This is a genomic window from Curtobacterium sp. MCBA15_001 (genome assembly GCF_001864835.1).
Taxonomy (GTDB): Bacteria; Actinomycetota; Actinomycetes; order Actinomycetales; family Microbacteriaceae; genus Curtobacterium.
This window is the reverse complement of the sequence record NZ_MJGI01000004.1, coordinates 86,608-106,139: the sequence shown is the minus strand read 5'-3', so window position 1 is coordinate 106,139 and position 19,532 is coordinate 86,608. Positions and strand designations below refer to the sequence as shown.

General features: G+C 72.0%; 17 protein-coding genes and 1 pseudogene. 11 read left to right on the top strand and 7 right to left on the bottom strand.

Annotated features, from left to right (window positions below):
• Nucleotides 1-497: pseudogene (locus BIU90_RS01905) on the bottom strand (ATP-dependent helicase); the annotation flags it as partial.
• A gap of 260 nt (nucleotides 498-757) precedes the next feature.
• A complete protein-coding gene (locus BIU90_RS01900) occupies nucleotides 758-1,612 on the bottom strand; it encodes a PPK2 family polyphosphate kinase (protein ID WP_071298551.1) in 855 nt (284 codons plus the stop codon).
• Between the two features lie 81 nt (nucleotides 1,613-1,693).
• Here BIU90_RS01900 and BIU90_RS01895 point away from each other — a divergent pair, with 81 nt between their 5' ends.
• Together BIU90_RS01895 and BIU90_RS01890 are read left to right on the top strand one after the other, a co-directional pair.
• Nucleotides 1,694-2,719, top strand: a complete 1,026-nt coding sequence (locus tag BIU90_RS01895; protein WP_071298550.1) for an alpha/beta hydrolase — start codon at nucleotides 1,694-1,696, stop codon at nucleotides 2,717-2,719.
• Nucleotides 2,720-2,853: 134 nt separating this feature from the next.
• Entirely contained in the window at nucleotides 2,854-3,105 is a 252-nt protein-coding gene (locus BIU90_RS01890) for a hypothetical protein (protein WP_071298549.1), read from the top strand.
• Here the strand turns inward: BIU90_RS01890 and BIU90_RS01885 are convergent.
• From BIU90_RS01885 to BIU90_RS01875, 3 genes are all read right to left on the bottom strand, one after another.
• The gene (locus BIU90_RS01885) at nucleotides 3,102-6,263 is read right to left on the bottom strand and encodes an efflux RND transporter permease subunit (RefSeq protein WP_071298548.1); all 3,162 of its coding nucleotides are present in this window, start codon (nucleotides 6,261-6,263) and stop codon (nucleotides 3,102-3,104) included. The genes BIU90_RS01890 and BIU90_RS01885 overlap by 4 nt on opposite strands.
• A gap of 68 nt (nucleotides 6,264-6,331) precedes the next feature.
• Nucleotides 6,332-6,982, bottom strand: coding sequence for a DUF6518 family protein (locus BIU90_RS01880; protein WP_071298547.1), 651 nt, complete (start codon nucleotides 6,980-6,982; stop codon nucleotides 6,332-6,334).
• A 106-nt stretch (nucleotides 6,983-7,088) separates the two neighbouring features.
• Entirely contained in the window at nucleotides 7,089-8,531 is a 1,443-nt protein-coding gene (locus tag BIU90_RS01875; protein ID WP_071298546.1) for a PLP-dependent aminotransferase family protein, read from the bottom strand.
• Between the two features lie 61 nt (nucleotides 8,532-8,592).
• Here BIU90_RS01875 and BIU90_RS01870 point away from each other — a divergent pair, with 61 nt between their 5' ends.
• The 7 genes from BIU90_RS01870 to BIU90_RS01840 all read left to right on the top strand — a co-directional run bounded on the left by BIU90_RS01870 (nucleotide 8,593) and on the right by BIU90_RS01840 (nucleotide 14,956).
• Nucleotides 8,593-9,255: a YitT family protein gene (locus BIU90_RS01870; RefSeq protein ID WP_071298545.1), complete on the top strand. Its 663-nt coding sequence runs from the start codon at nucleotides 8,593-8,595 to the stop codon at nucleotides 9,253-9,255.
• An 87-nt stretch (nucleotides 9,256-9,342) separates the two neighbouring features.
• On the top strand, nucleotides 9,343-10,236 hold the full coding sequence (locus BIU90_RS01865) for a DUF4097 family beta strand repeat-containing protein (RefSeq protein ID WP_071298544.1): 894 nt from the start codon (nucleotides 9,343-9,345) through the stop codon (nucleotides 10,234-10,236).
• On the top strand, nucleotides 10,233-10,805 hold the full coding sequence (locus BIU90_RS01860; RefSeq protein WP_071298543.1) for a PadR family transcriptional regulator: 573 nt from the start codon (nucleotides 10,233-10,235) through the stop codon (nucleotides 10,803-10,805). The genes BIU90_RS01865 and BIU90_RS01860 overlap by 4 nt, the downstream gene beginning before the upstream one ends.
• Before the next feature lie 178 nt (nucleotides 10,806-10,983).
• Nucleotides 10,984-13,233, top strand: a complete 2,250-nt coding sequence (locus tag BIU90_RS01855; protein ID WP_071298542.1) for an APC family permease — start codon at nucleotides 10,984-10,986, stop codon at nucleotides 13,231-13,233.
• A 30-nt stretch (nucleotides 13,234-13,263) separates the two neighbouring features.
• Nucleotides 13,264-14,019, top strand: a complete 756-nt coding sequence (locus BIU90_RS01850; RefSeq protein WP_071298541.1) for a hypothetical protein — start codon at nucleotides 13,264-13,266, stop codon at nucleotides 14,017-14,019.
• Nucleotides 14,020-14,094: 75 nt separating this feature from the next.
• Nucleotides 14,095-14,406, top strand: a complete 312-nt coding sequence (locus BIU90_RS01845) for a DUF3072 domain-containing protein (protein WP_071298540.1) — start codon at nucleotides 14,095-14,097, stop codon at nucleotides 14,404-14,406.
• Nucleotides 14,407-14,515: 109 nt separating this feature from the next.
• Nucleotides 14,516-14,956, top strand: a complete 441-nt coding sequence (locus BIU90_RS01840) for a DoxX family protein (protein WP_071298539.1) — start codon at nucleotides 14,516-14,518, stop codon at nucleotides 14,954-14,956.
• Between the two features lie 137 nt (nucleotides 14,957-15,093).
• On the opposite strand, the gene BIU90_RS01835 is transcribed toward BIU90_RS01840, so the two are convergent.
• Nucleotides 15,094-16,215: an NAD(P)-binding domain-containing protein gene (locus tag BIU90_RS01835; protein ID WP_254786909.1), complete on the bottom strand. Its 1,122-nt coding sequence runs from the start codon at nucleotides 16,213-16,215 to the stop codon at nucleotides 15,094-15,096.
• Nucleotides 16,216-16,388: 173 nt separating this feature from the next.
• Between BIU90_RS01835 and BIU90_RS01830 the strand changes: the two genes are divergently transcribed.
• On the top strand, nucleotides 16,389-16,601 hold the full coding sequence (locus BIU90_RS01830) for a DUF3073 domain-containing protein (RefSeq protein ID WP_071298538.1): 213 nt from the start codon (nucleotides 16,389-16,391) through the stop codon (nucleotides 16,599-16,601).
• A 253-nt stretch (nucleotides 16,602-16,854) separates the two neighbouring features.
• Here BIU90_RS01830 and purM read toward each other — a convergent pair whose 3' ends face one another.
• Nucleotides 16,855-17,952: a phosphoribosylformylglycinamidine cyclo-ligase gene (gene purM, locus BIU90_RS01825; RefSeq protein ID WP_083403606.1), complete on the bottom strand. Its 1,098-nt coding sequence runs from the start codon at nucleotides 17,950-17,952 to the stop codon at nucleotides 16,855-16,857.
• A gap of 71 nt (nucleotides 17,953-18,023) precedes the next feature.
• Between purM and purF the strand changes: the two genes are divergently transcribed.
• Nucleotides 18,024-19,481, top strand: a complete 1,458-nt coding sequence (gene purF, locus BIU90_RS01820) for an amidophosphoribosyltransferase (RefSeq protein WP_071298536.1) — start codon at nucleotides 18,024-18,026, stop codon at nucleotides 19,479-19,481.
• Nucleotides 19,482-19,532 lie beyond the last annotated feature (51 nt).

The window sequence follows — 19,532 nt, the reverse complement described above, 5'->3', positions numbered from 1 at the left end:
GCCCGGTCGTCGCGGTCGAAACGACGCGGGGCGCGGTCGTCACGACGGGGCGCACGGTCGTCACGGTCGAAACGACGCGGGGCGCGGTCGTCACGGTCGTCACGACGGGGTGCACGGTCGTCGCGCTCGAAACGACGCGGAGCACGGTCATCGCGGTCGTCACGGCGGGGCGCACGGTCGCGGTCGTTGCGGTCGAAGCTGCGCGGGGCGCGCTCGTCGCGGTCGTTGCCGCGGGCGGGACGACCCGCACCGCGGGGCTCCCACGCCGGGCGGCTGCCGCGGCTGTCGCGCGGGTCCCAGTTCGGGCGGGCCGGGCGCTCGCCCTGCGACGAGCGGTTGCGACGCTCGTCGGCGTCCCACCGCTGCTTCTGGCGCGGAGCGGTCGGCTCGGCAGCGCGGTATCCGCGGTGCTTGCTGGAGCGGGCGGCAGGGGTGCCGTTCGCGTGACGGACACGATCGGAGGCGCGGTTGTTCGCGCCCTTGTCGTAGGGGGCCATGAGTTCTCTCCGGGGTGCGGACATGCCACGGAGCCCGGCAGCGACATCGGCGGGGGCAGTTCGTGGAGGGGGTTCATCCCGTCGTCGATCGACGTGATTCCAGCCCTCGAGCTACACAACACCCAAACACGTCCGCGGCTCGCAGCCGCGGTGTCGAAGGCCGACCGAGCGAGTCTACGCGAGCCGACGCGTGTTGGCCAGCCCCGTCGGGAGCCCACGACCCCGGTGGCGGCGAGCCGAGCCTCCTGGCCGACCGCTGGTCAGGACTCGGCGAGCCGCTGTCGTTGCTCGGCCACGTCGAAGTCGGCCGCGGGCCAGGACAGGTGCATGTCCTCGAGTGCGCGGAGCAGGAGCTGCTGCACGGCGAGGCGGGCGTACCACTTGCGGTTCGCGGGGATCACGTACCAGGGCGCGACGGCGGTCGAGGTCCGGTCGAACACGATCTGGTACGCGTCCTGGTACCGGTTCCAGAGCAGCCGCTCGTCGATGTCGCCCGGGTTGAACTTCCAGTGCTTGTCCGGCCGGTCCAGGCGGTCGCCGAGGCGTGCGCGCTGCTCGTCCTTCGAGATGTGCAGCATCACCTTGACGATCGTCGTGCCCTGCTCGGCGAGCCGGTTCTCGAAGTCCACGATGGCGCCGTAGCGGCGCTCGATCTCGTCCGGCGACGCGAAGGCCCGGATGCGCTGGATGAGGACGTCCTCGTAGTGCGACCGGTCGAACACGCCGAGCTGCCCGGCGCCGGGCAGCTGCCGCTCGATGCGCCAGAGGAAGTCGTGCTCGCGCTCCTCGGCCGTGGGCGCCTTGAACCCGGCGTAGTGCACGCCGTTCGGGTCCACCGCGCCGACCACGTGCGAGACGATCCCGCCCTTGCCCGCCGTGTCCATCGCCTGCAGGACGAGCAGCACGCGGCGCTCGTCCCCGGTCGTCGCCGCTGCCCAGAGCCGCTCCTGCAGGGCAGCCAGGCGATCGGCGCCGGCGGCCAGGGACTCGAGGCCGTCGATCTTGCGCCCGGGGAAGCCGGGCGTGGACTCGGGGTCGACGTCGGCGAGTCGGAAGCCCTCGTCGACACGGAGGAGCGGTTCGGGGTCGGCGTTCCAGGCCTTGCGACGGCTCACGGGTCCTCCAGGGGCACTCGGGGTCTCCTGCTCATCCTGGCACCGGCAGGTGAACGGCGTTCCGCGGTACCGTGGTGCGCGATGAGGTCCGGTCGCCGCACGCTGTTCGCGCTCGTCGCCGCGGTCGTGGCGCTCGGTGTGGTGTCGTCCTGCAGCGCGGACCCCACCGGCGACGAGAACACGACCGTCACCGCTGACCCGGTCATCTACCCGCTGTCGTTGCGGTACCACGGGATCGACGTGGTGCGGGACGTGCCGTACGGGGCCGACCGGCTGCAGCAGCTCGACGTGTGCCTGCCGGCGGACAGCGCCCCGGGCACCACGGCGACGCCGACGGGTCCGGGTGCCGGCGCCGGATCGGGCACGTCGGCGGCCGACCCGTCGGCAGCTGCCGGGTCGTCGAGCGGCCGTCCCGCGGTGATGATGATCCACGGGGGCAGCTGGTCCCACGGCGACAAGGACACGGCCGCCTACCGCGCGGTCTGCCAGTACCTGGCCTCGGAGGGCTTCGTCACCTTCAACGTCGACTACCGCCTCGCGCCGACCGACCCCTTCCCCGCCGGCCTGGACGACACCCGGCGGGCGCTCGACTGGGTGTTCCGGACCTCGACCCTGACGACCTACGACGTCGACCCCGACCGGGTGGGGGTGTTCGGCGGCAGCGCGGGCGGCAACCTGGCGGCGATGCTCGCGGTCGAGGACCACGAGTCCGCCGCCTGGGCCGACGGGGACCGCATCCGCGCGGTGGTCGACCTGAGCGGGCCGACCGACCTGACCGCGCGGTCGACGGAGTCCGACGGGGTGTCCGCGTCGTTCCAGCGTCGCCAGCTGCTCTACCTCGGGTGCACCGCGTACGACGCCTGTCCCGCGGCCGACCGGGCATCGCCGACGCTGCACGTGACCTCGGACACGGCACCGTTCTTCATCGGACACTCCACGCACGAGTTCATCCCGCTGTGGGAGTCGCAGGAGTTCGCGGCGGCGCTCCGGGCCCACGACGTGCCGGTGACCCTCGTCGCGGTGCAGGGCACGGCGCACTCCATCGCGCAGCTCGACCGGGCGATGAGCGAACGCGTGGTGGCGTTCCTGCGGCGGCACCTGGGCTGAGCCGCGTGCCGCACGCGGGCCACCGGCGTGCGTCGTCCGCGGTCGGGCACGTGGCGGACCCGGGCGTACCCCGACCGGGTGGCACCCGGAGTCGGGACTGCCGCCGACGCCCCGGCCGGGCGCACACTGCAGGGGTGACCGACACCTCGACCCGCCCCGCGCGCCCCGTCTCGACCTGGCAGCGCCGGACCCGCACCAGCACGATCGCCGAGCTCCTGCTCGGGCTGTCGTTCTTCGTGACGGTCGGGTTCGCGGGCTACGGCGCCGCGACCGGTCACACCTCGGGCGTCGCCCAGCTCGGCGCCGTCGTGTTCCTCGTCACGCTGACGGTCGTCGTCGTGCAGTGGTTCGTGGCCGTCGACCTCGAGGACGTCGAAGCCCGCTAGCCCCGAGCGGCACGCCGGTCGGCCCGCCGCTCCCGCACCCGCTCGACCAGGAAGTACAGCGCCGGCAGCACCACCAGGGTCAGCAGCGTCGACGACACCAGCCCGCCGATCACGACGAGCGCGAGCGGCTGCGAGATGAACCCGCCCTGCCCGGTCACCCCGATCGCCATCGGCACGAGCGCGAAGATCGTCGCGAGCGCCGTCATCAGGATCGGTCGCAGTCGCCGGGTGGCGCCCTCGACCAGGGCCTCGCGGACACGGAGTCCCCGCCGGCGGTACTGGTTCACCAGGTCGATGAGCACGATCGCGTTCGTCACGACGATCCCGACCAGCATGAGCACGCCGATGAGCGACGCGACCCCGATCGGGATCCCGGACACGATCTGCAGCAGGATCGCCCCGGTCGCGGCGAACGGGATCGACACGAGCAGCAGCAGCGGCTGCAGCAGGCTGCGGAACGTCGCGACCATCACGACGTAGACGATCAGGATCGCCACCAGCGCCGCCAGCAGCAGCTGGCTGAACGCAGACGACTGACTGGAGGCGACACCACCGATCGACGCGGAGGCCCCCTTGGGCAGGTCCAACCCGTCCACGGCGCTGGTCACCGACGAGACGGCGGCACCGAGGTTCGTGGAGTCGGGCGTCACGGTGATCGTGGCGGTGCGGACGGCGTCGGCGGTCGTCACGGTGGTCGGGCCGTCGGCCTGTTCCACGGTCGCGACGTCGGAGAGCGGCACGCTGCCCGTGGCCGTCGGCACCGACAGGTCCTCGAGCGCCTGCACGGTGGTGGGCGGGCTCGGCTCGGCGATGTACACGTCGAGCGAGGCGTCGTCGATCTCCACCGTGCCGGTGTCCTGCGGCGACACGGCAGCGGCGACGATGCCACCGACCTGGGTCTCGGTGAGTCCGAGCGACGCGGCCTTCGCCCGGTCGACGCGGACGGCCAGGTACGGCTCGGCCGCGGACAGGTTGCTCGTCGCGGCGGTGGTGTTCGGCACCGACTTCAGGGTCGTCAGCGCCTGGGACGCCGCCGTGCTGAGCTGCGCCTGCGTCGGGGCCGTGATGTCGACCTCGATGTCGCTGCTGCCGCCGAACCCGCCGCCCGAGGACGACAGCGAGATCGTGCCCGCGTCCCGCAGCCCGTCCAGGCGCTTGCGGGTGTCGGCCTGGATCCGGGGTTGGTCGGCGGACGAGTCGGTCGTCACCGCGTACTGGATGGACGCCGTGCCACCGCCGCCGAACGCCGCCTGGATCGACTGACCGCTCGAGCCGATCGTGGTCTGCACGGTGTCGACGCCGTCGACTGCGCGGAGCTGCCGCTCGACGGTGCGGGCCTGGTCGGACTGCACGGCGAGCGAGGCGCCGGGCGCCAGGTCCTGCGTCACCGTGAACGTGTTCTGGCCGGAGTCACCGAGGTAGTTCGTCTTGACGAAGGGCAGCGCCGCGGCGGTCCCGCCGAGCACCAGGACGGCGAGCACCACGACGAGCGCGGGGAACCGGAGCACCCAGTGCAGCACCGGCTGGTACCCGCGGCGCAGGCGGTCGGGCGCACCGGCGTCGTGCAGGTCGGCCGCGGAGCGCAGGTCGGAGTCGGTCGCCGAACCCGCGGCGGCACCGGACGCCGCCGCGCTCACGTCCCGATGGGCCGTGCCGGCGTGCTTGTGCGTCTTCGGCGGACGGAGGAACCAGTACGCCAGCACCGGCACGATCGTGAGCGCGACGAGCAAGGAGGCGACGAGCGCCATCGAGACGGTCAGTGCGAAGGGCCGGAACAGCTCGCCGACGAGCTCGGCGACGAACGCCACGGGCAGGAACACCACGACGGTCGTCAGGGTCGACGCGGTGACGGCGCCCGCGACCTCGCGCACTCCGTCGAGCACCGCCTGTCTCCGGTCCACCCCGGGTTGCAGGTGCCGCTTGATGTTCTCGATCACGACGATGGAGTCGTCCACCACGCGGCCGATCGCGATCGTCAGGCCGGCGAGCGTGATGATGTTGAGCGTGTAGTCGGCCGCCCGCATGCCGATCGCCGCGAGCAGCACCGACGTGGGGATCGAGATCGCGGTGACGATGGTCGACCGCACCGAGAGCAGGAACACCAGGATCACGACGACCGCGAACCCGAGGCCGAGCAGACCTTCTTCGGCCAGGGAGTCGATCGACTGCTGGATGTACGGCGCCTGGTCGAACACGACGGTGAACCGCGGGTCGCCGGTGATCTTCGACTCGATGCCGGGCAGCGCCGCGCGGACGGTCTTCGACACGTCGACGGTGTTCGCCTCTTGCGTCTTGGTGATCGCGATGGTGAGCGCCTGCTCGCCGTCGACCCGACTGATCGAGGTCCGCGGGGACTCGGTGATCGCCACCGTCGCGACGTCGCCGATGGTCGTGGTGGTCGCCGCGGCCCCGGGTGCGGTGGTGGCACCGGTCAGCGGCAGTGCCTGGATGTCGGCGATCGACGCGATGCGCTCCCCCGTCTGCACCGACAGCGTGGAGCCGTCCTGCGTGATGGTGCCGCCGGGGATCAGCGTGCCGTTGTCCTTGAGGGCGTCCGAGATCGCGGTCGCGCTCAGCCCGCGTTCCGCCAGGGCGTTGCGGTCCGGGGTGATCAGGACGCGGCGTCCGGGGTTGCCGTAGACGTCGGCCGCGCGGACCCCGTCGAGCTTCTCGAGGTCGGGGACTGCCGTCGCCGTCAGGCGGTCGACGAGCTGCTCCTGGTCGCCCTTCGCCGTCACCGCGAGCTGGATCACCGGCAGGTCGTCGAAGGACCCGGTCACGATCTGCGTCTGCACGGAGTCCGGCAGGGAGAGCGCGTTCACCACGGTCTGGATCTTGTCCTCGGCGCTGGCGAGGTTCGACCCGTAGGCGAACTCGGCCGACACGACGCTCTGGCCGGTCGACGAGGTGGCCGTCGTGGACTTGAGGTCGGGGACCGCCTGGATGCCCTGCTCGATCTTCGTCGAGACGTCGTTCGACACGACCTCGGGCGTCGCCCCCGGGTAGGCGCTGACGATCGCGACCTGGGGGAACTGGACGCTCGGGATGAGCTCCTGCTTCAGGCTCGTCAGCGAGATGCCGCCGAAGATCGCGACGACGATCGTCACCAGCGCGATGAGCGCGCGGTTCCGCAGGCTGAAGACCGAGAGCAGGTGCACGGTGCGATCCTCGCAGGTGCGACCGACGCTGCCGTCAGCTGCCGGGCAGGCTCAGCGCACGCGACTGCTCAGCTGCCGAGCAGCAGGTACACCGCCAGCACCGCCACCGAGCCGACGACGCCGGTCCCGAGCGCGACCACCCGTGCCCCGGGCGACCTGGCCAGCACGACCCCGGTGAGGAGCACGCCGACCCCGACCGCGATCTCCACGATCCACGTCACGACACCGGTGGTCGCGGCCACCTGCAGCAGCGCCCGCATGCCCTCGCCGATCAGCACGGCTGCCACGGCACCGGCCGCCGCGCCCCGCCATCGGCCGTCCTGCGAGCGCACCAGGACCGCGACCGCTCCGGCCAGGACCCCGGCGGGCACGCCCATCAGGACCCAGAAGTTCGTCAGGGACAGGAAGTCCGGGTACCCGCGCAGGTTGGTCGCCGCCCAGTACCCGATGTGCATGAGCTCGAGCAGCACCACCCCGGAGACCATCGCCAGCGCCAGACCGCCCCGACCTGCGCGGACCCGCAGCACGAGCAGCAGCGCGACGGTGACCAGGAACCACGGACCCGCCGAGTTCGCGACCGAGGACAGCGGTCCCACCGACTGGCCGAAGGACGTCAGGACCCCGGCCAGCGGCCCGGCGCCGAACACCATCGAGACCCGGGCGGCGACGGGCACGGGCGGGAGCGGGGGCGCGGGGCGGGAGGACACGATCGGGGTCATGCGACCAGCCTGGTGACCGACGGAGCGCACGGCATCGCCCGGAGGACCGAACCCCGCGCCCCGGCCGTCCACCCAACGGATGACGCCGCCGTCACACGACGCAGCCTCACACGACCGCGGCCAGCGACCCCCGCGCTCCCGCTCGTGCCCCCGACGCCCGACCCCACGCACGCTCCAGCACGTCGACCACCCGCTCCCGGTCGGCCGGCGCCATCGTGAACGGCACCCGGAGGAACCGCTCGAACCCGCCGTCCGGGCCGAACACGCCGCCGGACGCCAGCACGACGCCCTCCGCCCGCGCCGCCAGCACCAGGGCGCTCGAGACGGGACTGCCGAGTCCCACCCACAGGGTCAGCCCGCCGGCCGGGGAGGGCACGTCCCACGCCGGCAGGCGCGTCCGCAACGCCCCCACGACGTCGTCGCGACCCTGTCGCAGGGAGGTGCGCCGCGCCTCCAGGACGGTGTCGGTCACCGGGACCAGCTCGCGCGCGACCAGCTGGTCGAGCACCGGGGTCCCCAGGTCGCCCGTCGGGCGGGCGAGCAGCAGGCGCTGCAGCAGCTCCGGCTCCGCGCGGATCCACCCGATCCGCAGACCGCCCCAGAACACCTTGGAGGCCGAGCCGATCATGACGACGTCCGGTGACAGCGCCGCGAGCGGCGGGCCACCGACCCCGTCGATGCGCAACTCGCCCATCGTCTCGTCGGCGACCACCGTCGTCCCGACCGACGCAGCCACCTCGAGCAGGACCTGCCGGGCGGCCGGGGACATCGACGCCCCGGTCGGGTTGTGCAGCTCCGGCATGACGTATGCGGCGGTCGGCGTCGAGCGACGGAGCGTGGCCTCGAGCACGTCGACGTCCCAGCCCGTCCGCGCGTCGACCGGCACCCCGACCAGGCGCCCGCCGGCCTCGCGGAACGCCTCGTGCGCGTGCGGGTAGGTCGGCGACTCCACCAGGACGGTGTCCCCGCGCCGGACGAGCACCCGGGCGAGCAGGGCGATCGCGTGCTGTGCCCCGATCGTCACCAGGACCTGGCTCGGGTCGGTCGGCAGTCCGCGCTCGGTGTACCGCGCGGCGATCGCGGCGCGCAGGCCCGGGTCGCCGACCGTGTCGTAGCCGGTGCCGGCGAGCGCCGCCGGCACGTGGCGCACCGCCCGCTCCACGGCCTCGGCGACGCCGGGCGCCGCGGGCAGCGCCGCCTTCCGCAGGTCGAGCACGTCGTCGGGCACCACCCCGCCCAGTCGCTCCGGGTCCGGTCGCCCGAGCAGGTCGCGCGGCAGCCGCACGACGCTGCCGGACCCACGCAGCGACGCCAGGTAGCCGGAGGCCCGCAGTCGTGCGTAGGCGTTGGCGACGGTCGTGCGGGAGACGCCGAGCGCCTCGGCCAGGCCGCGTTCGGCGGGCATCCGGGTACCGAGCGGGATCCGGCCGTCGATGACGAGCACGCGGACGGCGTCGGCGAGCGCCTCGTACGCGACGGTGTCGGCCCCGGCGCGCCACTCCGGCAGCAGGGCGGCAGCGGCGCGGGCACTGAGCAGGACGGGCGTCATCCCGCCACGCTAGCGGAATTGGCTCTCGACGGGCAGTCCAATCTCCGGCCACGATCACTCCATGTCCCGCCCCGCCGCCCTCACCCTCCGCATCGTGCAGCTGCTCGTCGGCCTGTTCCTCTACGGCGCCTCGACCGCTCTGCAGGTCCGCGCCGTCGTCGGGGTGTCGTCGTGGACGGTGCTGACCGAGGGGCTCGAGCACGTCGTGCCCTGGTCGTTCGGGCTCATCACCGTCGTGTCGAGCGGCGTCATCCTGCTGTTCTGGATCCCGCTCCGTCAGAAGCCGGGCATCGGGACGCTGCTCAACGCCCTGCTGATCGGCCCGTCGGCGGACCTGGTGCTGTGGCTCGTGCCGACCCCGCCCGGCATGGTCGGCCGCATCCTGCTGTTCGTCGCCGGCCTGCTGCTGCTGGCACTGGCCACCGCGTGCTACATCGGTGCCGGGTTCGGCACCGGCGCGCGGGACGGCCTGATGGTCGGCCTGCACCAGCGACTCGGGTGGCCGATCTGGCTGGCCCGGACGCTCATCGAGGTGTCGGTCGTCGTCGTCGGCTGGTTCCTGGGCGGGGACGTCGGTGCCGGGACGGTGATCGCCGCCTTCGCGATCGGCCCGGTGGTCCAGCCGATGATGCCGGTCTTCCGCCGGTTCCCGTGGAGCCCGACCCCGCCGTCCGGCCAGGAGGCCGGGCGCACCTCCGCCACGGAGCCGACGCCCGTCCCGTGAATCCGCCGAGAGCCCACCACGGCTCCACAACGCGATGTATCGTGTTCCCACCAGACGCGATACATCGCGATGCACGAAGGAGACGACATGGCACAGGAGAAGTGGCTCGTCGACGAGCCGAAGGTCATCGACACCGGCATCGTCCGGTCGTTGCGGGTGGGCCTGGTCGGCGGTCAGGTGGACGTCGTCGCGCACGACGAGCCGACCGCCCGGATCGAGGTCCACAGCGTGTCGGGCAAGCCGCTCAAGGTGGAGCTCGACGGCGACACGCTGACGGTCGACCACCCGCAGATCCGCTGGGACGACCCGATCGGGTTCCTGAAGTCCTTCCGCGGCAAGGCCCACGCCGACGTCAGCATCCTGGTCCCCCGCGACGCCGGGGTGAACCTCGGAGTCGTCTCCGCCGGCGCCCTGCTCTCCGGCACGAACCGCGGTGCGACGCTGAACTCCGTCTCCGGTGACGTGGTCGTCGACGGGGTGGCTGGGGACGTCACCGTCAACGCGGTCTCCGGCACCACCACGATGCGCGACCTCGACGGCGCGCTGACCGTGCACACCGTGTCCGGCGACATCGTCGCGACCGGGGAGATCCCGCGCTTCTCGGCCGACGGGGTGTCCGCCGACGTCGTGCTCGACCTGCGCGGCACCCCGGACTCGGCCAAGGTGAACACGGTGTCCGGCGGGGTGAGCGTCCGACTCGAGGACGGCACCCCCTACCGCTGCACCGTCAGCACCGCCAGCGGCAAGCTGCAGTTCGACGACGCCGAGATCAAGGGCGTGCGCGGTTCCTACGTCAAGCAGGGCGGTGAGCTGTCCGGCCAGTGGCTCGAGCTGCGGGTCAACTCCGTGTCCGGTGACATCGCGGTGGTGCACGCGCCGCCGGTCGACGTCCCCGCTGCGCCGACCCCGCCGACCACCCCGTCCGCATGGTCCGCTGCGCCGACCATGCCCGTCGTCGACGAGAGCGAGGCCCCCGAATGAGCCCCGTCTTCGCGCACGGCCACCTGCGCCTGTACCTGCTCACGCTGCTCGCCGACCACCCGATGCACGGGTACGAGGTCATCCAGGCCCTCGGCGACCGCTTCGGCGGCACCTATGTCCCGAGCGCCGGCACGGTCTACCCGCGCCTGGCCAAGCTGCAGGAGGACGGCCTGATCACCGGGACCGCCGACGGCCGCAAGACCGTCTACGCGATCACGGACGCCGGTCGCGCCGAGCTCGATGCCCGGGCGGACGAGATCGCCTCGCTCGAGGTCGGCGTGAACGACTCGGTGAAGTCCCTGGCCGACGGTGTCCGCGCCTCGGTCGGCGACGCGATGCGGTCCCTGCGCGCCGACCTCGCCGCCTCGGCGCAGAGTGCGAACACCGAGGAACCGACCTCGGTGCCGTCCGAGAGCGCCCGCGCCCTGCGGGAGCTCGAGATGGCGCTCGGGTCGTTCCGGCAGCAGGTCCGCGCCGACCTGCGCCGCCGTGCGACCCGCGGCACGCTCGCGCCGGACACGGTCACGCGGCTGCGTGACGGGCTCGAGGCCCTGCGCAAGTCCCTCTGAGACGCACGCCGCCGGCCGGGGCCGAGCCGGGCCTCCCGTCCGGGGCGGTCCGCCGTCGGCGTTCGCACGACAGGAAGCAGCTCGCACCACGTGATCGCGTGGTGCGAGCTGCTTCTCGTTGCGCAAACGCGGCCTGTCCGTCCGCACAGTGTTGACTCGCGCCCGGAACTGAGTAGGTTTGCCGCTCGTGACGAACGAGATCCGGTCGCTGAAGTCGCGACTGATCGGGGATCCGCTCCCCTCTGAGAAGCTCGAAGGACAGCTCCTCCCGAAGCACCTGGCACTGCCGATCTTCGCGAGTGACCCGCTGTCGAGCGTGGCGTACGCACCGCAGGAACTGCTGATGATCCTGCTGCTCGGCGGGATGGCGTTCCTGACGTTCGCGCCGTGGGTCGCCGCCCTCGTCGTGCTGCTGCTGCTCGTGGTCGTCGCGTCCTACCGACAGCTCATCAAGGCGTACCCGTCCGGCGGCGGCGACTACGAGGTCGCTCACCGGAACCTCGGTGAGAAGGCGGGGCTCGTCGTCGCGAGTGCCCTGCTCGTCGACTACGTGATGACGGTCGCCGTGTCGGTGGCCTCCGGCGTGGACAACATCATCTCCGCGCTGCCCGGGCTCAACGAGTTCCGCGTCGAGCTCGCCCTGCTCTTCGTCGTGCTGCTCGCTGCTGCGAACCTGCGCGGTGTCCGCGAGTCGAGCAAGGCCTTCGCCGTGCCGACGTACCTGTTCGTGGCCAGCGTCTTCGTCATGGTCGTCACCGGGCTGATCCGGGTCCTCGCGGGCAACGCCCCCGTGGCCGAGTCCGCCGCGTACACGGTGCAGAACGTCGAGCACACGACCCAGGCGGCCTTCATCCTGCTGCTCCTGCGCGCGTTCGCCTCGGGCTGCTCGGCCCTGACCGGGGTGGAAGCGATCGCGAACGGTGTCCAGGCCTTCCGACGCCCCAAGGTCAAGAACGCGCAGAAGACCCTCGTGGCGATGGGCGGCATCGCGATCGTGCTGTTCGTCGGGCTCATCACCCTGGCGCTGGTGTCCCGCGTGCACTACGCCGAGAGCGCCTGCGACCTGCAGGGCTTCGCGAACTGCACCACCACGCCGCAGCGCTCCCTGATCGCGCAGATCGCCGCCGCGACCTTCGGCAACGACACGGTGCTGTTCTTCGTCATCCAGGCCACCACGGCCGCCGTGCTGCTGCTCGCCGCGAACACCGCGTTCAACGGCTTCCCGCTGCTCGGCTCGATCCTGGCGCGCGACTCCTACGCGCCGAAGGCCCTGTCGACCCGCGGCGACCGGCTCATCTACAGCAACGGCGTGATCGTCCTGGCGCTCGTCGCCGCGGCGCTGCTCGTGGTGTACCGCGCGAACGTCACGAGCCTGATCCAGCTCTACATCATCGGCGTGTTCGTGTCGTTCACGCTCGGGCAGACCGGCATGGTCGTGCACTGGACGCGGCTGCTGCGCGAGGACCGCGGAGGGACCGCAGCGGAGCCGGTCAACCGCGGGCAGGTCATGCGCTCCCGGGCGATCAACGCGACCGGGGCCACGTTCACCTTCGTCGTCCTGGTCATCGTCACCATCACCAAGTTCACCCACGGCGCCTGGCTGGTGTTCGTCATCATGCCGCTGCTGTTCGTGCTCATGCTCGGCGTGAACCGCTACTACCGCGACGTCAAGCACGAGATCGAGGCGGACGTCGACACCGAGTTCGGCGCGACCGGGGACCACGCGATCGTCCTCGTGAACAAGCTGCAGAAGCCCGTGCTGAAGGCCCTCGACTACGCCATCGCCGCCCGGCACGCCGGACTCGAGGCGGTGCACGTCGCGATCGACGACGCCGAGGCAGCGCACCTGCGGCAGCAGTGGGCCGAGCACGGCATCGAGGTCCCGCTCACGATCGTGCCGAGCCCGTACCGCGACATCTCGATGCCGCTCATCAAGTACATCAAGGCACACCGGCTGCAGCACGGCTCCGAGGTCGTCACGGTCTACACGCCGGTCTTCGTCGTCGGGCACTGGTGGGAGGGTCTGCTCCACAACCACCGCGGCCGCCGCATCCGCAAGAAGCTGCTGCTCGTGCACGGCGTGACCGTCGCGCTGGTGCCGTGGCTGCTCGATTCGTCCGAGCTGCTGTACGGCCGACGCTCGCGCCCCTTCCCCGGGCAGGACCGCCGCGGCGAACCGGTCCGGCCCGCGCTGCGTCGGTCCCCGAGCGGGGTGTTCCGCAGCGAGGACGACGACCGCCTGGCCCGGTCCGACCAGCGCAACAGCCTGCAGGCCCAGGCGATCCACGGCGCACCGGTCGTGCCGTCCTCGCGGCGAGCGACCCGCCCCGCGGGTCCGGCCGAGGGCGTCGACCCGACCCTGTGCACCGGTGAGCTGACGGCCCTGGTGCCGGCGTCCGCCGGACGCCGGCCGTCGTCTGGTGAGTGACCGGGGCCTCCCGGCCTACGATCTGATGCCATGACCGACGCACCCGACCTGCGCACCTTCGCGACGTTCGACGGACACGGCGGCAAGGTGTCCCAGCGCGTCGAGGTGCTCGACCACCGGGACGACGACCACGAGGGCATGGTCCCCGTGCTCGGCGCCCACCCGCTCGGCGCGGTGGACGAACGCCCCGTCGACGACGCCGCACTGGCCCGTGGCGTCGCCAGCATCGGGTGGGTCGACCCCGCCACGCTGCGCGACTGGTACCGACCGGACCGCGTCGTGGTCTCCGCCATCGAGGCGCGTCGCTCCGACCTGTCTCCCGGCACCTACGCGGACACCCGCGGTCGCGGTCGCGTCCGGATCGACGGCCTGGAGGCCCACCTCGGCTCCGACGGTCGGCCCGCGTTCCGCGCACTGGCCGGTTCCGGCGTCGTGGACGTGCCCCTGCCGAAGGACCAGGTGGTCCGGCTGGTCACCGTGCGCGCCGACGTCCGGACGCCGTCCGGGGCCGCCGGCACCGAGATCGTGACGACGCCGATCAGCCCGCTGCTCGCACCCGGGGAGTACCCGGCGTACGACGACGACGTGCCGGGGCTGCCGCCGCGGGCGCCGTCCGGGCGGGTGCACGTGCGGGCGTCGGTGCTGCTCGAGGGGACGCTGTTCCCGGTCGAGCGACTCGACGAGCCCGCGAACACGATCTGGGTCCGGCGCGACGACCGGTCGGTGCCGATCGCCGCGAACGAGGTCGGGCCGGACCTGGTGCGGTACACGGCGACGCCGGCCTGAGGTCGTCCCGTTCATCCGCGGGCTTGTCCCCCGGTCCGGTCGGCTTGTCGGTGGGTGCGGCGTACCGTCCGTGGCATGACCGACGCATCCTCCACGCCTGCCCACGACGCCGACGAAGACCACTCGGGCGAGACCCTCGGTGGTGCACGCCCGGACCCCTCCACGACCGCCAGCAAGGACCCCGAGCAGTGGGTCACCGGTGACGAGCCGATGACCGGCCCGCAGCGGAGCTACCTGGACACCCTCGCTCGCGAGGCCGGCGAGGAACTCCCTGCCGACCTGACCAAGGCCGAGGCGTCCGAGCACATCGACCGCCTGCAGCACTCGACCGGCCGGGGCACCCCGGACGGGTCGGACACCTCGGGCACCATCGGCGCCACGTCCTGATCTACGGTCCGCCTTCCTGGGGACCGCCGGCTGGACATCAGCTGGCGATCCCCGGGCAGGGCGGTCAACACCGCGGATCGGTGACGCGTCACCACGTACGGTCGAGCCCATGCGAACGACATCGACATCGATCGGCCTGACCGTGCTCCGCGTCGTCCTCGGCGTGGTCTTCATCGCCCACGGCGCACAGAAGTTCGCGCAGGGGATCCCGGGCGTCACGTCCGGGTTCGCTGGCATGGGCGTTCCATTCGCCGAGGTGGCAGCGCCGCTCGTGGCCGGACTCGAGCTGGTCGGGGGCGTGTTCCTCGTGCTCGGCGTCGCCACGCGTGTCGTCGGGCTGCTGCTGGCGGTCGACATGGTCGTCGCCGGGGTGCTCGCCCACGGGTCGGCGGGGTTCTTCTCGCAGGACGGCGGCTTCGAGTACGTGCTCGTGTTGGCCGCGGGTGCCCTCGCCGTGGCGCTGACCGGGCCCGGGCGCCTGTCGCTCGACGCCCTCGTGCTCCGGTCCCGTCGTCGTCGTCGCGGCGCCGCCGAGCCCCTGCCCGCGTAGGCGGCTGCGCTGCGCGAGCCTGCGAGCCCGGCGCACGGTGCGAGCTTGCGTACACGGTGCGAGGCAGTGCGCCTCGCACCGTGTCCGTTCCCTCGCACCCTGGGCGCGCGCGGCGGCCGACATCGCACCGTGCGAGGTCAGCGAGCGCCGAGCAGCCCCATCACCTGGCGCGCCGTGCGACGTCCGGCACGGTTCGCGCCGATCGTCGAGGCCTGGGGACCGTAGCCGGCCAGGAACAGCCGCGGTTCGTCGACGCTCTGGCCGTCCACGACCGCCACGCCGCCGTGCTCCGTCCGCAGGTGCAGCGGCGCGAGGTGCCGCAGGTCGGCACGGAAGCCCGTCGCCCAGATGATCGCGTCGGCGTGCACCAGTTCGCCGTCGCGGGTCCGGACGCCCTCGGGTTCCAACGCCGCGAACACCGGTTCGTCGCGGAGCACGCAGTGGTCGAGCCCCTCGCGGATGCGCGGCGACACCGGCACCCCCGTCCCGCTGACGATGCTCGGCAGGACCTCGCCGGCTCGCGCAGCCCGGTCCTGTTCGGCGACGGCAGCGACCGCGGACTCGACGTCGAGCGCCGACGACCCGGCCCAGACCACGGGGCGTCGGGTGAACCACCGCGTGGACCGTGCGACGCCGTCGAGCTCGAGCAGGAACCCGATCGCACTGGTCCCGCCGCCGACCACCATGACGTCCTGACCGGCGAACTCCGCTGCCGAGCGGTACTCGGTCGTGTCGAGCTGTCGGCCCCTGAAGGTGTCGCGGCCCGGGTACCACGGCACGAACGGCGTGCCCCAGGTGCCCGAGGCGTTCACGACGACATCGGCCTCGATCGACTCCTGACGCCCGTCCTCCGTGCTGATGTGGACGAGCAGGCCCCGGCCACCACGGGTCACCGCGGTCACGGCGACGGGACGACGCACCCGCAGGTCGTGGTGCTCCTCGAACCGGCGGTAGTACTCGCCGACGACGTCCCGGGCAGGGCGATCGCGGTCGGCGTCCTCGAACCGCAGGCCCATCTCGGACATCCCGGGCAGGTCGTGCACACGGTGCGCCCACCCGAGCCGCAGGGCCTCCCACCGGAACTGCCACGCGCCGCCGGTGCTCGGCGCGCGGTCGAGGACGACCAGCTCGGACCCTGGCTCGAGCCCCAGGCGGCGCAGGTGCCAGGCGACGGAGAGCCCGGCCTGCCCGGCCCCGATCACGACCACCCGGGCGTGGTGGTGCTCGCTCACGGGGTCCGGCACGGTCGAGGTCGTCACCGCTCGATCCTGCCCCACGACCCGTCCCGATCGACGTCGGCGTGCGGCGGGTCCGGACAGGGGTACATGGTAGAGTGATCGGCAGATTTCCAACCACGAACCGTTCGGATTCCCCGGGTGATGACTCGTCTCCCGTACGACCGGACACGAGCCGACACACGAGGGGGTCACGCATGGGGCGCGGCCGTCAGAAGGCAAAGCACACCAAGGTCGCCCGGGAACTGAAGTACTTCAGCCCGGAGACGAACTACGGTGCACTCGAACGCGAGCTCGCTTCCGGGCAGCATGCGGGCGAGGACTACGTCGACCGCTGGGCGGACGAGTACGAGGGCCCGGACGAGGACGACGAGTTCGAGCCGCATCAGGACCAGAACAAGACCGCCTGACAACGGTCGGAGACGCCGCGCACCCACGGGAGCGCGGCGTTTCCGCGTGCTCGGGTGGCCCGGCTGGGCGGCGCGCTCGTGTGCGGCGACGCCCACGTCCGTCGACCCGAACGACAGCGACGGTGTCGTTCCGCGTCAGCGACCCGATCGGGCATCAGCTGGCCCCGACACCACCGACGTCGTACGACAGCGACGGTGTCGTTCCGCGTCGGGAACGCGCGCCGAGCCCCGCCGCGACCCCGACCCGCGCGCCTCAGCCCGCGTACGTCCCCGTGAGCCGCACCGCTCCCCCGTCGACGCCCTTCGCACCCTGCTCGAACCCGTCGAGGTCCCGCGACGACTTCGACACGACGCCGACCGGCCACGACGGCAGCCCGGCCGCACCGAGTGCATCGACCACGGCCGTGGCGGACGACGCCGACACGACCGCGAACATCCCGATCCCGAGGTTCCACGTGCCCTCGGTGTCCTCGATCGGCGTGCCGGACATCGACGCCAGCACCCGGAACACGGGCAGCGGTTCCCACGTCGACCGGTCGACCTCGACCCAGGAGCCGACGGGCAGCACGCGCGCCAGGTTCGCCGCGATGCCGCCACCGGTCACGTGCGAGAGCGAGTGGACGGCACCGGGCAGCGCGTCGATCACGGACAGCAGCGGCGTCGTGTAGAGCCGCGTCGGCTCGAGCAGGGCTTCCCCCACGGACACAGACCCGAACTCCGGCAGCTGGTCGGTGTACCCGACACCACGCTGGCCCAGGATGTGTCGCACGAGCGAGTACCCGTTCGAGTGCAGCCCGGACGAGGCGATCGCGACGACCACGTCCCCGTCGAGCACGAGGGGAGCCCCGAGCACGTCCGAGGCCTCGACCGCGCCGACCGCGGCACCAGCCACGTCGTAGTCGTCCGGCCCCAGCAACCCGGGGTGCTCCGCGGTCTCGCCACCGACGAGCGCCGTGCCCGTCGCCGCACAGCCGCGGGCGATCCCGGCGACGATGTCGGCGATGCGCGCGGGCACGACCCGACCGCAGGCGATGTAGTCCGTCATGAACATCGGCTTCGCGCCGACCACGACGATGTCGTCGACGACCATGCCGACCAGGTCCTGCCCGATGGTGTCGTGCTTGTCGATCGCCTGGGCGATCGCGACCTTCGTACCGACGCCGTCGGTCGAGGTCGCCAGGAGCGGGCGTGAGAAGTCCTTCAAGAACGAGACGTCGTAGAGCCCCGCGAACCCGCCCACGCCACCAAGCACCGAGGTGTTGTGCGTGGCGGAGACCGCGGACTTCATGAGCTCGACGGCCAGGTCACCGGCAGCGGTGTCGACGCCGGCCTCGGCGTAGGGGTTGGGCATACGTCGTCCTCCGCGTGGCATGGCAGACTTGTTCGGTACCACCCGATCCTACGGTCTGGAGCACCCCGCGCATGTGCGGCATCGTCGGCCTCGTCAACCAGGGGCCAGCAAACCAATCCATCTACGACGCACTGCTCCTGTTGCAACACCGGGGACAGGACTCGACGGGCATCGCCACCGTCGAGGGTCACATCCACCACATGCACAAGACCCGCGGGCACGTGCGCGAGGCCTTCCGCACCCGTGACATGCGGGCGCTGCTCGGCACGATGGGCCTGGGGCACGTCCGGTACGCCACCAAGGGCGCCGCCAGCAACGAGGAAGAAGCCCAGCCGTTCTACGTGAACGCGCCGTACGGCATCGTCCTGGTCCACAACGGCAACCTGACGAACACGCGGGAACTGACGCGCGAGCTGTTCGACATCGACCGTCGACACCTCAACACCAGCTCCGACACCGAGCTCCTGGTGAACGTCCTGGCGCACGAGCTGCAGGGCCAGGTCCGCGGCCGCGAGCTCGACCCCGGGCAGGTCTTCGACGCCGTCGAGCGGGTGCACGAGCGCGTCGAGGGCTCCTACGCCGCCATCGCCACGATCGCCGGGCACGGTCTGCTGGCGTTCCGCGACCCGTTCGGCATCCGCCCGCTCATCCTCGGGCACCGTTTCGACGAGGCCGGCGGCTCGGAGTGGGTCGTCGCGTCCGAGTCGCTGGTGCTCGAGTCCGGCGGCTACGAGATCGTCCGCGACGTCGCCCCGGGCGAGGCCGTCTTCATCGAGATGGACGGCACGATGCACGCCCGCCAGTGCGCCGCGAACCCGCGACTGGTGCCCTGCTCGTTCGAGTACGTCTACCTGGCCCGTCCGGACTCGGTGATGAACGGCATCTCGGTGTACGACGCCCGCCTGCGCCTGGGCAACCGGCTGGCGGACACGATCGCGCAGTACGCCCCCACCGGCGACATCGACGTCGTGATGCCGATCCCCGACTCGTCCCGACCCGCGGCGATGCAGGTCGCCCGGAAGCTCGGGATCGAGTACCGCGAGGGCTTCTACAAGAACCGCTACGTCGGTCGCACGTTCATCATGCCGGGACAGGCCGAGCGCAAGCGGTCGGTCCGGCAGAAGCTCAACGCGATGTCCTCCGAGTTCAAGGGCAAGAACATCCTGATCGTCGACGACTCCATCGTGCGCGGCACGACCAGCAAGGAGATCGTCGAGATGGCCCGTGCGGCCGGTGCGAACAACGTCACCTTCACCAGCGCCGCCCCGCCGGTCCGCTACCCGCACGTGTACGGCATCAACATGCCGACCCGCGCCGAGCTCATCGCGCACGACCGGAAGATCCCGGACATCAACCGCGTGCTCGGCAGCGACCACCTGATCTACCAGGAGATCGGCGACATGCGGGACGCCATCATCGAGGGCTCCGACGTCACCGACCTCGAGATGAGCTGCTTCACCGGTGAGTACGTCACCGGCACGGTGAGCCCGGAGTACCTGTCGTGGGTGGAAGCCAACCAGCTCAGCTGACACGTGGGTCGCAACGCGGCCACCAGACGGACAGGAGGCCCGGTACCAGCT